At 72.0% G+C, this 12,132-nt stretch carries 10 protein-coding genes; 9 read left to right on the forward strand and 1 reads right to left on the reverse strand.

Translation table 11 applies throughout. From position 1 onward, the window contains the following. Positions 1-14: 14 nt before the first annotated feature. The 8 genes from SSP29_RS28420 to SSP29_RS28455 all read left to right on the forward strand — a co-directional run bounded on the left by SSP29_RS28420 (position 15) and on the right by SSP29_RS28455 (position 9,863). Complete coding sequence (locus SSP29_RS28420; protein ID WP_089103652.1) at positions 15-275, forward strand: phosphopantetheine-binding protein; 261 nt, start codon at positions 15-17, stop codon at positions 273-275. Continuing rightward, on the forward strand, positions 262-4,584 hold the full coding sequence (locus SSP29_RS28425) for a non-ribosomal peptide synthetase (protein WP_089103653.1): 4,323 nt from the start codon (positions 262-264) through the stop codon (positions 4,582-4,584). Before SSP29_RS28420 ends, SSP29_RS28425 begins: the two co-directional genes overlap by 14 nt. Before the next feature lie 99 nt (positions 4,585-4,683). Beyond that, positions 4,684-5,721, forward strand: coding sequence for an ABC transporter substrate-binding protein (locus tag SSP29_RS28430; RefSeq protein WP_089103654.1), 1,038 nt, complete (start codon positions 4,684-4,686; stop codon positions 5,719-5,721). A gap of 56 nt (positions 5,722-5,777) precedes the next feature. Next, the gene (locus SSP29_RS28435; RefSeq protein WP_089103655.1) at positions 5,778-6,743 is read left to right on the forward strand and encodes a FecCD family ABC transporter permease; all 966 of its coding nucleotides are present in this window, start codon (positions 5,778-5,780) and stop codon (positions 6,741-6,743) included. Positions 6,744-6,747: 4 nt separating this feature from the next. Beyond that, on the forward strand, positions 6,748-7,572 hold the full coding sequence (locus tag SSP29_RS28440; protein ID WP_089103656.1) for an ABC transporter ATP-binding protein: 825 nt from the start codon (positions 6,748-6,750) through the stop codon (positions 7,570-7,572). Between the two features lie 59 nt (positions 7,573-7,631). Next, positions 7,632-8,474 carry a hypothetical protein gene (locus tag SSP29_RS28445; RefSeq protein WP_150135076.1) on the forward strand — a complete coding sequence of 281 codons (843 nt, stop codon included), beginning with the start codon at positions 7,632-7,634 and terminating at the stop codon, positions 8,472-8,474. A 166-nt stretch (positions 8,475-8,640) separates the two neighbouring features. After that, positions 8,641-9,288 (forward strand): superoxide dismutase family protein, encoded by a 648-nt coding sequence (locus tag SSP29_RS28450; RefSeq protein ID WP_150135077.1) that lies wholly within the window; start codon positions 8,641-8,643, stop codon positions 9,286-9,288. After that, positions 9,267-9,863, forward strand: coding sequence for a copper resistance CopC family protein (locus tag SSP29_RS28455; protein ID WP_089103657.1), 597 nt, complete (start codon positions 9,267-9,269; stop codon positions 9,861-9,863). The genes SSP29_RS28450 and SSP29_RS28455 overlap by 22 nt, the downstream gene beginning before the upstream one ends. Before the next feature lie 341 nt (positions 9,864-10,204). On the opposite strand, the gene SSP29_RS28465 is transcribed toward SSP29_RS28455, so the two are convergent. Continuing rightward, the gene (locus SSP29_RS28465; protein WP_089103658.1) at positions 10,205-10,834 is read right to left on the reverse strand and encodes a TetR/AcrR family transcriptional regulator; all 630 of its coding nucleotides are present in this window, start codon (positions 10,832-10,834) and stop codon (positions 10,205-10,207) included. A gap of 70 nt (positions 10,835-10,904) precedes the next feature. On the opposite strand from SSP29_RS28465, the gene SSP29_RS28470 reads away from it, so the two are divergent. Beyond that, positions 10,905-11,777 carry a ketopantoate reductase family protein gene (locus SSP29_RS28470; protein WP_089103659.1) on the forward strand — a complete coding sequence of 291 codons (873 nt, stop codon included), beginning with the start codon at positions 10,905-10,907 and terminating at the stop codon, positions 11,775-11,777. Positions 11,778-12,132 lie beyond the last annotated feature (355 nt).

A 12,132-nucleotide genomic window follows, 5' to 3' on the forward strand; every position in this document is an offset into this window, starting at 1 on the left:
CGTAGGGAGAACCCGTGCCCGAACCCTCTCTCACTCTCGACAGCTTCCGCGCCGAACTCGCGGAGTGCCTTTTCCTGCCGGCCGACGAAGTCGACCTGGAGGAAAGCCCGTTGGACGCGGGACTGGACTCCCTGCGCATCGTCACGCTGCTGGAGCGCTGGCAGGCCGCCGGCGTGGACGTGACCTTCGTCGAACTCGCCGAGCGCACCACCTTCGCCCAGTGGTGGGAACTGCTCACCACACGTCAGCGGGGAGCGGGCCATGCCGACACCTGAACGCCACCCCCTGCTGGCCGCCCAGGAGGGCATCTGGACCGGCCAGCAACTCGACGTGGACAGCCCCGCCTACAACACCGCCGAATACGTGCGCGTGCACGGCCCGGTCGACACCGCCGTGTTCGACGCGGCCCTGCACCATGTCGTCGCAGAGGCCGAGGCGCTCCACGCGACCTTCGTCGCCGACGACTCCGGCCGCCCCTGGCAGTTCGACACCCCGGCCGGCGACTGGCACACCCACATCGCCGACCTCACCGCCGGGCCGTACCCGCACGCCGCCGCCCTGGCGTGGATGGACCAGGACATGGCCCGCCCCGTCGACCTCACCCGGGGCCCGGTCTTCGGCCACGCCCTGCTGCGTACCGCCGAGGACGAGTACCTCTGGTACCACCGCGTCCACCACATCGCCCTCGACGGCTTCGGGCTCTCCCTCGTGGCCCGGCGCGTCGCCCAGGTATACACCGCCCTCATGGCCGGCGAACCCGTCCCCGACAGCGGCTTCGGCACCCTGGAGTCGGTCCGCGCCGAGGAACGCGCCTACCGCGACTCCGCCCGCCACGCCAAGGACCACGCCTACTGGACCGACCGCTTCGCCGACCGTCCCCCCGTCGCCACCCCGGCCGGCCGATCGGCCCTGCCCGCCCGCACCTTCCACCGCCACGCCACGGACCTCGCACCGGCCGAGGCGGACACCCTCCGCAGGGTCGCCCGCGAGCTGTCGGTGACCTGGTCGGAGGTGGTGCTCGCGGTGACCGCCGCCCACCTGCACCGGGTCACCGGCGCACCGGAGACCGTCCTGAGCCTGCCCGCGATGGGCCGCCTCGGCTCGGTCTCCCTGCGCGTGCCCGCCATGGTCCGCAACATCCTGCCCCTGCGCGTCGCCGTCACCGCAGACGACAGCCTGCGCGACCTCGCGGTCCGCGTATCCCGCGAACTGCGCGCCGGACTGCCCCACCAGCGCCACCGCTACGAGCGACTGCGCCGCGACCTGCGGCTGGTGGGCGGCCAACGGCGGCTTTCCGGACCCGGCGTGAACATCATGCCGTTCGCGTACGACCTGCGGTTCGCCGGACACCGCAGCACCGTCCACAACGTGTCGGCGGGGCCCGTGGACGACCTGGCCCTCAACGTCTACGACCGCTCGGACGGCACGGGCCTGCGCCTCGCCCTGGACGCCAACCCGGACCTGTACACGGAGGGTGAGGCGGCGGGCTTCCAGGAGGGCCTGCTGAACCTGCTGGCCGAGGCGGTCACGGCCCCCGACCGGCGGTTGAGGGAGATGGACGGCAGCACCCCCCTCGCCGTGCCGTCCGCGTCGGTTCTGGACGGCGGCCCGCTGCCCGCCCCCGCCCGGCCGGTGCTGAGCCTGATCGCCGGTCACGCCGCCCGCCGGGGCGGGGCCATCGCGGTGGAGGACGGTGACCGCCGTCTCACCTATGCCGAACTCTTCGGCGCGGCACGGGACATCGCCCGGAGCCTGGCCGCCCGGGGAGTCGGCCGGGGTGACGTGGTCGCGGTGGTCCTGCCCCGTGGCGCAGACGCCGTCACCGCCGTCCTGGGCGTACTGCTGTCCGGCGCCGCCTACTGCCCGCTCGACCCGAAGGCCCCCGCCGACCGCACGGCCCAGCTACTGGCCGACGCCACTCCCGCGCTCGTCGTGACGACCAAGGACCGCGCGCCCGCCTTCCCGGACCACACGCTCCTCCTCCTGGACCAACCGATCACCGCCGACGTGCGTGCACCATCGGGCCCCGGCCCGGCCGACCTGGCGTACGTGCTGCACACCTCGGGTTCCACCGGCCGTCCCAAGGGCGTCGAGATCGGCCACGCAGCGCTGGCGCACTTCGTCGCGGGCGCCTCGCACCGGTACGGGCTGCGCCCCGACGACCGCGTTCTCCAGTTCGCCCCTCTCCACTTCGACACCAGCGTGGAGGAGGTCTTCCTGACCCTGTGCACCGGCGCCACGCTGGTGATCCGCGCCGACGACATGACCGACTCGGTGCCCCGGTTCCTGGACGAGTGCGCCCGGCTGCGGGTGAGCGTGCTGGACCTGCCCACCGCGTACTGGCACGAGACGGCGTATGCGGTCTCCACCGGCGCCGCCGCCCTTCCGTCATGCGTGCGGACCGTCGTGATCGGCGGCGAGGCTGCGTTGCCCGAACGGGTCGAGCGCTGGCGCAAGGCGGTCGGCACCTCGGTCGCGCTGCTCAACACCTACGGCCCCACCGAGGCGACGGTGGTCGCCACCGTCGCCGACCTGCACGACCCCGCTCTCCTCCCGGGCGACGTCCCCATCGGCCGTCCGCTGCCCGGCACCCGGGCCGCCGTGCTCGGCGGCGAGCTGTACCTGCTGGGCGACGCTCTCGCACACGGCTACCGGGGTGAGACACCGGACAACGTCCGCTTCGGCCCGCTGGCCGCGCTGCCGGGGAGCCCTCGCGCCTACCGCACCGGCGACCTGGTCCGCCTCGGCGAGGACGGGCAACTGCGCTTCGTCGGCCGGGCGGACGACGAGTTCAAGATCAGTGGTCACCGTGTCCAGCCCGCCGAGGTCGAGAGCGCGCTGCTCACTCACCCCGGGGTCCGGGAGGCCGCCGTCGTGGGCCAGCCGCTCGGCGACGGCACCCGTCGGCTGGTCGCCCATCTGGTCGCGGACGATGTTGCGCCGTCCGGGATCAGGGAGCACCTGCGGGCGATGCTGCCGTCCGCGATGACCCCCTCCGCCGTCGAATTCCTGGACCGACTGCCCCGCACCGCCTCCGGAAAGATCGACCGGATCGCCCTCTCCGCACTCCGGGCGCCCGCCGCCGCTCCCTCCGAACCCGGGTTCCCCTCCGCCGTCAGTCCCCTGGAACGGACCATCACCGGCACCTGGCAGCAGCTCCTCGGCATCGCCGCCGTCGCCGTGAACGACGACGTGTTCGACCTGGGTGCTCAGTCCCTCCAGGCCATCCAGGCCGCCAACCGGCTCGGCGTCGAACTCGGCCGGGACGTGAAGGTCGCCTGGCTCTTCCAGCACCCCACGGCTGCCGCACTCGCGCGCTTCCTCGCCGAGACCGAGACCCAGACCGCAGGCGACAGCGACGGCGCCCAACCGCTCACCCCACCGTCCGGACTGCCGCCGACCCTCTTCGCCGACACCGTCCTCGACCCGGGCATCCGCCCCGGCATCGACCGCCCCCCGCACCACACCCCCCGCCGCATTCTCCTCACCGGTGCGACCGGCTTCGTAGGCGCCCATCTGCTGGCCGAACTCCTCGCGGCCACGGCGGCCGAGATCGTCTGCATGATCCGGGCCGATACCGTCCCCGAGGCCGCCGCCCGCATCGCAACGGCCCTCGCCCGGCACGGCATCACCCTGGACGAGCGGACCCGGTCCCGCGTCACCGCCCTCCCCTCCGACCTCGCCCGCCCGCACCTCGGCCTGACCCGGGACGCGCTCGGCGACCTCGCCGCGACCTGCGACGCGATCTTCCACAATGCCGCGACGGTCAGCATCCTGCGCGACTACGCCACCCTGCGCGCCGCCAACACCGAGTCCACCCGGCAGCTGCTGCGCCTGGCCGCCGTACGCACGACCCCGCTCCACTACGTCTCCACCCTGTCCGTGGCCCCGCCCGCGAGCCGCAGCCCCGAGGTGCCGGAGGCGTTCCTGCCGCCCCACGACGGGCTGCGGTACGGCTACCAGCAGTCCAAGTGGGTCTCCGAACGGCTGCTGGAACAGGCGGCCGGGCGCGGGCTGCCGGTCACCGTGCACCGCCTGGGCCGGGTGGTCGGACCGTCCGGCACCGGGTACGTCAACGAGCACGACTTCCTGTGGAGCGTGCTGCGGGCGGGCATCCCGGCGGGGATCGTCCCCGAACTGTTCGAGGACGAGGTGTGGACCCCGGTGGACTTCGCCGCCCGGTCCCTGGTCCATCTCTCCCTCGACCCGGCCGCCCTCGGTGGCCCGGTCTTCAACCACGCGACCCTGCCTCGGGTGCGGCTCGCCGACGTCTACGACTGGGTGGCGGAGTACGGCTATCCGGTACGGCGTCTGCCGCTGGCGCGCTGGCGGGAGCAGCTGCCCGGCTCGGCCGACACCGCCGCCACCACGCTCGCCTTCTTCGACTCCGCCGAGCAGGCCACCGCCGCCGACCTACGCCTCGGCCACGTCCAAGCCGACCACGTCCGTGCCGGGTTGGCGGGCAGCGGCATCACCTGCCCGTCCGTCGGCCGCGACCTGGTCCGCCGCCACCTGGACCACTGCGTCACCACGGGCCTGCTGCCCGCCCCGGCCGGCGGCGGCCGCAGTCGGCAACCTTCGTGAAATGAACGGGACTTGCCGGGAACTCACGGCCGTCGCGCCCCGACTACTGCATCAGAACCCCTCAGACCGTCAGCATGCCCCGTACGCATAGGAGTCCGCATGTCGATCAACCGGCCGGCCGCCACCGCCCTGGCCGCAGCCCTCTGCCTGCTCACGGCGGCATGCGGCGCCTCGTCCGACGACAAGGCGAGCGACGACACGGCCGAGGTCGCGGCCTCCAAGACCGGCTACCCGGTGACCTTGGACAACTGCGGGCAGAAGGAGACGTTCAAGAAGGCGCCCAGCCGGGTGGTCGTCATGAACGGTGCCTCGGTCGCCGAGGTCTCCACGCTCCTCGCCCTCGGTCTGGGGGACCGGGTCGTCGCCAACGAGCAGAGCTACGGCGCCTCCGAGGTCGCGGGCCGGGCCGCCGCGATCAAGAAGCTGCCCACCGGGAACGTCAAGCTCAACGATGCCTACGACGTCCCCCGCGAGACCATGCTCGGCCTCCGCCCGGACCTGGTGCTGTCCACGACGTCGTACGGCTTCGACGAGAAGAACGGCTTCGCCACCCGCGACCAGCTCGGGGAGGTCGGCGCCAGCACCTACGTCTCCCCGCAGGGCTGCGACCAGGACACCTCCAAGATGACCGTCGCCGACAGCTACCGGCTGCTGCGCGACATGGGCAAGGTCTTCAACGTCAGTCAGAAGGCCGAGAAGTTGATCGCCGCCTCCGAGAAGAACATCGCTGCCGTCACGGACAAGGTGAAGGGGGAGAAGAAGCCCAAGGTCATGGTGCTCTTCTCCAACATGTCCATGGGCGGCAACGACTTCAGCTCCGTCGTCGCCAAGGGCATCTACAACGACATCCTCGCCAAGGCAGGCGGCACCAACGCCTTCGAGAACGCCTCCAAGACGTCCTTCGCCGACCTGAGCAAGGAGAAGGTGGCCGCCACCGACGTCGACGCGCTCGTCGTCATCGCCTACAACGACCCCAACCCGGCGGCGTACGCCAGGAAACTGCTGAAGGAGTTCCCCCAGTGGCCGGCCGCCAAGAACAACGCGTACGTGACGCTGTCCGACTCGATGTACCTCGGCCCCAGCAACGACCTGGCGGTGCAGAAGATCGCCGAGGTGCTGCACCCGGACGCCTTCTGAGCCGTCTCAGGGTCCCGCTGGCGTTCACGTTCCTGCCGGTCGCGCTGGTCGCCACGATGATCGTCGCGATCAGCATCGGCGCCGTCGACGTCCCGGTCGGTGACGTGTGGCGGATCGTCCTGCATCACGTCACCGGGGCGGGACCGGCGCCCTCCGACCTCGCGCTCGACCAGATCGTCTGGAACTTCCGCACCCCGCGGGTGGTCCTGGCGGCCCTGGTCGGCGCGGGCCTCGCCGTGTCCGGCGCGGTGCTCCAGACCGTGGTGTCCAACCCGCTCGCCGATCCCATCGTGCTGGGCTTCTCCTACGGCGCCACGCTCGGCGCCGTCCTCGTCATCACCCTGGGCGGGGGCGCCGCGCTCGCCGGGCTCGGCGTGTCGGCGGCGGCCTTCCTCGGCGCCGTCGCCGCCGGTGCGCTGGTCTTCGCACTCGGGCAGCGAAAGGGACGGATGGCCCCGACCCGGCTGGTGCTCGCGGGCGTCGCCGTCGGATACGTCTTCCTCTCGGCCACCAGCTTCGTCCAACTCCAGGCCACCCCCACCGAGTTGCGGACGGTGATGTTCTGGATGCTGGGCAGCGTCGCGGGCGCCCAGTGGGACCAACTCCCCACGGTCGCGGTGGTGGTGCTGGTCACGACCACGCTCCTGTCCCTCTTCGGCCGGCGCCTCAACGTCCTGCTCGCCGGCGACGAGTCCGCCACTGCCCTCGGCGTCGACGTCAACCGGCTGCGGGCCGTCCTCCTGGTCCTCAGCGCACTGCTGACCGGCACCGTCATCGCCGTCGCGGGCAGCATCGGCTTCGTCGGCCTGATGATCCCGCACCTGGTACGCCTCACCACCGGCGCCGACCACCGCCGCCTGCTGCCCCTGACCGCCCTGCTCGGCGCCGTCTACCTGGTCCTCGTCGACCTGCTCTCCCGCACCCTCGACCGCCCCAACGAACTCCCGCTGGGCATCCTCACCGCCCTCCTCGGCGCCCCTTTCTTCCTGTGGCTGCTGCGCCGCAACAAGGGTCTGGACTGACCGCATGAAACTGACCGTCGACCAGCTCCACATCACCCTGGACCGCACCCCGATCCTGCGCGACGTGAGCCTCGAAGCCCGCAAGGGCGACATCGTCGGCCTCGTCGGGCCCAACGGCAGCGGCAAAAGCACCCTGCTGCGCGCCGTCTACCGCTCGCTGCGCCCGGCGGACGGCGCCGTCCGGGTCGGCGAGGACGACGTCTGGGCACTGTCCCCCCGGGCCGCCGCACGCCGTACCGCGGCCGTCCTCCAGGACGCGGGCGGCAACACCACGGGCCTGACCGTCACCGAGATCGTCGCCCTCGGCCGCGCCCCCCACCACGGCCTGCTGGGCCGCGACGGCGCCGAGGACCACCGGGCCGTGACGGACGCCGTCGACCGCTGCGGCGTACGGCCCTTCGCGGACCGCGACTACGCATCCCTGTCCGGCGGCGAACGCCAACGCGTGCTGTTGGCCCGCGCGTTGGCCCAGAACCCCCGGCTCCTGGTCCTGGACGAACTCACCAACCACCTCGACATCCGGGCCCGCTTCGAGCTGCTGGACCTCATCCGGGCCACCGGGATCACCACCCTCGCCGTCCTGCACGACCTCGACCTGGCCGCCCGCCTCTGCGACCACCTGGCCGTCCTGTACGAAGGATCCGTGGTCGCGGCGGGACCGGTCCTCGACGTGCTGACCCCGCAGATCCTCGCGGACGTCTTCGGCGTCCGCGCCCGCACCGAACGCCATGCCGACGGCGTCATCCGCATCACGTACGAGGCCCAGCCGCTCGCACACCAGGACGCCCCGGACGTCGTGAGCGCCGACACGCACCCCAGCCCGGCCTGAACGCGGGGACGTTCCCTTCCGTAAGAGACAACGAGCCCATCCCTACCAGGAGTTGACCGGTGCCCCTCAGGAGTCGCGGCGGCGTGCCCGGCCCGGCGTCCCGCACGACGTCGGCCGCAGCGAACGGCGTCGGCCTGCGTCCGCTGCGGGCGGGCGTCTTCGCGGCCGTCTGCGTGGTCACGACATCGCTCGGGCACTCCCTCATGTCCGGTGACCTGCTGCCCTGGTGGGCGCTGGGGGCGGCGTTCGCCGGAACGGCCACGGTGGCCTGGCGGCTTACGGGGCGCGAACGCGGTGCCCCGACGGTGGTCGGGGTCACGGCGGTGGCCCAAGGGCTGCTGCACCTGTGGTTCGACCTGGCCCACGCACTCGTCCGGGTGCCGTCCGGTGCGTCCGGACGGGCGGCCGCCTCCGGAATGAACCACGCGATGGGCTTCTCCGGATCCGGCATGGTCATGCGCATGAGCCACTCGGGCATGGAGATGGACCCCTCCGGTATGGCGATGGCGCACACCGGGACGACGGGCGCTGCGAAGCTCCTGCCGACGGGATCGGTGCTGCTGCACCAGGGCTCGGCCGGAATGTTCCTGGCACATCTGCTGGCCGCCGTCGTCTGCGGCCTTTGGCTGTGGCGCGGTGAGACGGCGGCCCACCGGATGGCCCGGGCCCTTGCCGTCACCCTGCTGGCTCCCTTGCGACGCGTCAGCCGCATGCTCGCGGGCCCGGTGCCCGGTCGGCGCGCTCGCGTCACCCGCCGCCCGGCCGAGGCCACCGCGCAGGCGCCGCCCGCCACCTCCGCCGTACTGCGGCACGCTGTCATCCGCAGGGGCCCGCCACGGGCCGGTTCGGCAGTCCGCTCACTGCTGAAGACTACCGGCCCGCTGTCCGCCGTACCCCTCTGAAGTCCGACGCGACTTCCCGGAGACGGGTACAGGGGGCGGGCCGGGTCACGCCCAGGACCTGCGCGCGCACCCGCGTGCGCAAGTCCGTCCATCCGGCTCGGCATACGCCCGCCAGCCCCTGTGCAGGCGACGGCGCGTGCTCCCCTGCCCCTCGATCGGGAGTTCCATGTACCACCGCACGTCCGCCCACCTCTCCACGCCCGGTACCCCGTCGGCGCCCGCCCCCCTTCGCCGCGCGCCCCGGCTCGCCCTCGGCACCGCTCTCGTGACCGCCCTGGCAGCCCTCCTCGCAGGTTGCGGAGGGGGATCGTCCGACCACGCCGCCGCCAAGCCGAAGACGACCGCCACCGCCCACAACATGGACGACATGTCCGGCATGGCGATGGGCGACCCCTCGGCCACGCCCGCCTACAAGATGGCCCACGCCACCGTGGTCGAGGGCACGTTCAAGCTGCTGGACACCCGGCCGCCGGGACTGGACCACGTCAAGGGAACGGCGTGGCTCGCGCAGGGGCCGAAGGGAACCACCGTCACGGTGAAACTGACGGGTCTGCAACCCGGCGCCTCCTACATGGCGCATCTGCACGCCCAGCACTGCTCGGCCGACAACGGCGGCGAGCACTTCCAGTTCGTCAAGGGCGGCCCCGCCATGCCGCCCAACGAGGTGCACCTGGCCTTCAAGGCCGACACGAAGGGCATCGGGATGACCACGGTGAACAACGACCGCAAGACCGGCAAGGGCGCGGTCGCCATCGTGGTCCACCCCAGCGACGCTCTCGACAACCGCATCGCATGCGCGGACTTCGACTTCTGAGGGCACCGGCCGTGCTCTGCGCGGCCGGCTGCGCGCTGTTCTGCGCCGGCGGTACGCCGGCCTACGCCCACACCGCCCTTCAGACGGCGTCACCGGCTCCCGGCGCCAAGGTCGGGCCGGACACCCAGGTCATCGCGTTGACGTTCGGCACCCTGCTGAAGGGAACCGTGCCCAAGGTCTCCGCCGCCGGGCCCGACGGCAAACCGGTGCCTGTCGGCGAACCCGTCGTGGTCCCGGGCTCCACCGTGTGTGCCGCCGTGCGGGGGCTGCCGGCCGGAGTCGACTCCCTCACCTACACGGTGCTGGCGGTCGACGGCGACGCGCAGACCAACCGCTTCCTGTTCCAGGTGACGGAGGGCGCCAAAGCGGCGCCGGTGCCCGCGGCATGCCGAGGCCGACGGCTGCCGAGCCCGCCGCAGGAGCAGGCGAGCGGCTTCTTGGACCGGCCGGGAACAGTTGTTGCCGGTGCCTCGGCCGCAACTGCCGTGCTGGCAGCGGTGGTCGGAGTGCTCGTCGTACGCAGGAAGCGGCGCGGCGGTACGGCCCTGGGAGGCGATGACGCCGTGACCGGGTGAACGGAGACGGGCGCGGGGCGCCCGCGGCCGAGGGGGCGGCGAGTTGGCCGGGCTGATGCGCCACGCAGCCAACAACCGGGGCCACTTGAGGACGTCGTCGGGAAGCTACGGAACCTTCGCCAACTGGGGCCGCTGGAAGCCGACATGCCGGGCCGCTGAACAACGTCACAGCCACCCGGCGGACGTACGCATCGCGATCGTCTGCACCCCGACCAACAGCTCCTGGCTGAACAGGATCGAGGCCCAGTTCACCGCTGTTCGCTACTTCACCCTCGACGGCACCGGCCACCCGACCCACAACGCTCAGGACAGTTTGCTCCGCCGGCGTCTGTCCTGGGTCGTCAGGGCCGGATCGGAGGCGCACTCATCGCTGCCGTCAGGAACGTGATCGCCCATCGCCGGGACGCCTCGCCCGCTATCGGGGACGCGCAGCCAGGGGAGGGCTGCTGGTGGACCTGGAGGCGGTCGACGGCCGTCACGGCAAAGATCCCCCGCATCCGGAACCACAGCTCCTCCGGGGAAAGGCCGGGCAGTACGCGCGCGAAGGCTGCGAAGTAGCGCTCGCGGACCGAGTCCTCGGCCGGCCCGGTCCAGCTGCGTGCCTCCTCGGCCGGGTCGCTGAGGATCGTCACGATCAGCCGGGACGTCCGGGCGCCGCCCTCGTCGCCGGCCGGCATCTCGTCGAACAGCGGCCCCGCGAATGCCTCCACCAGTTCACCGACCGGTGGGTCGGGGGTCCGGGCGAGCAGTTTGTCGAGCCCGGCGCACTGGGCAGCGGTGATGGGCTCGACCACGCGGCGGGCGACTGCCGCCATCAGCTCCGCCTTCGAGCCGAAGTGGTAGCCGACGGCGGCCAGGTTCGCTCCGGCGAGTTTGGTGATCGCGCGGACCGAGGTGCCGCGGTATCCGTGCTCGGCGAAGAGGTGCTCGGCCGCGTCGAGGATCTGGGTGCGGGTGTCTGGGGTCGCCACACGAGGGACTATACATATGTTTGAATGAAACGAACGTATGAATCAAGCGAACGTATGAAAGAGGACTGTCATGAAGCTGCTCGTGTACGGCGCCGGGGTTTGCGGCAGCCTGTTCGCCGCCCGCATGCATGAGGCCGGCCACGACGTCTCGCTCCTCGCCCGGGGCGAGCGTCTGACCGCCCTGCGCCGGCACGGAGTGCAACTCGCCGAGGAAGGCAGTCCAGCGGTCAGGCGGGTGCCGGTACCGGCGGTCGAGCACCCGGACGGCGGGTACGACCTGATCGCCGTCTTCGTTCGCACCCACCAGGTGGATGCAGTGCTGGAATCACTCGCCGGTGTCCAAGGTGACGTGCTGTTCCTGCTCAACTGGGCAGCCGGGCCGGAGACGCTGGGTGCGGTGATCGGCCACGAGCGGGTGCTGCTCGGCTTCCCCACGACTGGCGGCACGATGGAAGGCGACGTGGTCCGCTACCGCAAGAACAATTTCATCACCCGCCGGGTCGCGATGCCGATCGGCGAGCCCGACGGCCGTACCACCCCGCGACTGGAACGGATCGTGGAGACGTTCCGTACCGCCGGGATCAACGCCAAGGCCGAGCCGCAGATGGATGCCTGGCTCAGGACGCACGCCGCGTTCGAGGTCCCGCTCGGGCAGGCGGTACGCGCGGCGGGCGGCCCGGTAGCGCTGGCCGACGACCCGGACGCGGTCCGCGGCATGCTCCACCTCATGCGGCAGAACCTCGCCGCGATGGAGACGCCGCCGGTACCTCGCGCGTTCGCCGCGTTGCGGGCTCTGCCGCAAGGGCTCCTCGTGGCCGTGCTCCGGCGTTTCCTGAAGAGCCCGACGGCCGTGCACAGCGGACTCAACGACCCCTCGCCTGCCACGGCGGCCGAACTCGAGCGGCTGGCGGAACAGCTCCGTGCCCGTGCGGGAACCCGCTGAGCAGCCCAGGACGGCGAAAACCTCACCACGCACACCGCCGCCAGTCCCACAGCCCTCGACCCCAGCTCCGCCGGCTCCACGGACGGCAACCGCTGACCTCATGACCGTTTCGGTAGCAATGGAGCGTCCAGCCTTCGGAGTTGGCCTGGCCTTCTCTCCCGTTGCGGCCACGACGTCCAGGGCGGCACCGCCACTGGAACACCCCCGTGCCGGCGGGGACGACATTTGGTGACCTGCGTGGCAGTGGCCGATTCTGGGTGGGCAGGCCGTCGAGGATCACGTGACTCATCTCCTCTTCGCGGCAGCGGTTCAACACCTCGTGCAGGTCGGGGGCTTGAGCGGCGAGGACGTCGAT

The sequence above is a fragment of the Streptomyces hyaluromycini genome (assembly GCF_002217755.1).
Classification (GTDB): domain Bacteria; phylum Actinomycetota; class Actinomycetes; order Streptomycetales; family Streptomycetaceae; genus Streptomyces; species Streptomyces hyaluromycini.

What these genes read in the sequence shown, in the direction of transcription:
- SSP29_RS28450 (WP_150135077.1), top strand. Translation starts at nt 8,641, where the DNA reads ATGTACCACCGCACGTCCGCCCACCTCTCCACGCCCGGTACCCCGTCG.
- SSP29_RS28440 (WP_089103656.1), top strand. Translation starts at nt 6,748, where the DNA reads ATGAAACTGACCGTCGACCAGCTCCACATCACCCTGGACCGCACCCCG.
- SSP29_RS28455 (WP_089103657.1), top strand. Translation starts at nt 9,267, where the DNA reads ATGCGCGGACTTCGACTTCTGAGGGCACCGGCCGTGCTCTGCGCGGCC.
- SSP29_RS28425 (WP_089103653.1), top strand. Translation starts at nt 262, where the DNA reads ATGCCGACACCTGAACGCCACCCCCTGCTGGCCGCCCAGGAGGGCATC.
- SSP29_RS28470 (WP_089103659.1), top strand. Translation starts at nt 10,905, where the DNA reads ATGAAGCTGCTCGTGTACGGCGCCGGGGTTTGCGGCAGCCTGTTCGCC.
- SSP29_RS28435 (WP_089103655.1), top strand. Translation starts at nt 5,778, where the DNA reads ATGATCGTCGCGATCAGCATCGGCGCCGTCGACGTCCCGGTCGGTGAC.
- SSP29_RS28430 (WP_089103654.1), top strand. Translation starts at nt 4,684, where the DNA reads ATGTCGATCAACCGGCCGGCCGCCACCGCCCTGGCCGCAGCCCTCTGC.